Below are 477 nucleotides of genomic sequence, written 5' to 3'. Positions count from 1 at the left end.
CTTTAACACCTTATTTACAACAAGCAAAGGTCAAGATGTTTATTTAAAAGCTCAAGGTAAAACAGCTTTTGTTAAAAATAATTTAACAAAAAAAGTAGGAAGTGATAAAGAAGCAGGAGCTAAACCACATTCTTATTCTTATGGTTTAGGTGCGGATTTGGGTATGAATTTTAACTATGGTAATAATATCTTCTCTCCAGAAGTAGGTTTAGTTTATGAAGGTGGTTACACAGAGGCTTTCTCAATGAAAAATATCAAAGGCAATGCTATATTGAGTGGTGGAGAAAGAATTTATAAAAACTATTTAAATCTTTTCTCTACAAAAACAAGCTTTACATGGTTTAGAGATTGGTTGCCAAATTTAAAAACTTCTATGGAACTTGGAGCTAAATTCAATATAAATCCTGGTGTTTCAATGAAGGCAAGATATGGAACAATGAAAACAAAGGATAAATTTTATCTACCAAGAGTTCAAGA

At 30.6% G+C, this 477-nt stretch carries 1 protein-coding gene; it reads left to right on the top strand.

Features of this window, described 5'->3' with window-relative positions:
* Positions 1 to 477 (top strand): autotransporter domain-containing protein (locus H2280_RS08520; protein ID WP_337216269.1); only part of this gene is annotated, 477 nt, incomplete at both ends.

Source organism: Campylobacter sp. 2457A, from assembly GCF_020135895.1.
GTDB classification, from domain to species: Bacteria; Campylobacterota; Campylobacteria; order Campylobacterales; family Campylobacteraceae; genus Campylobacter_D; species Campylobacter_D taeniopygiae.
The sequence above is the reverse complement of the archived record's forward strand: the minus strand, read 5'-3'. Positions and strand labels throughout refer to the sequence as shown.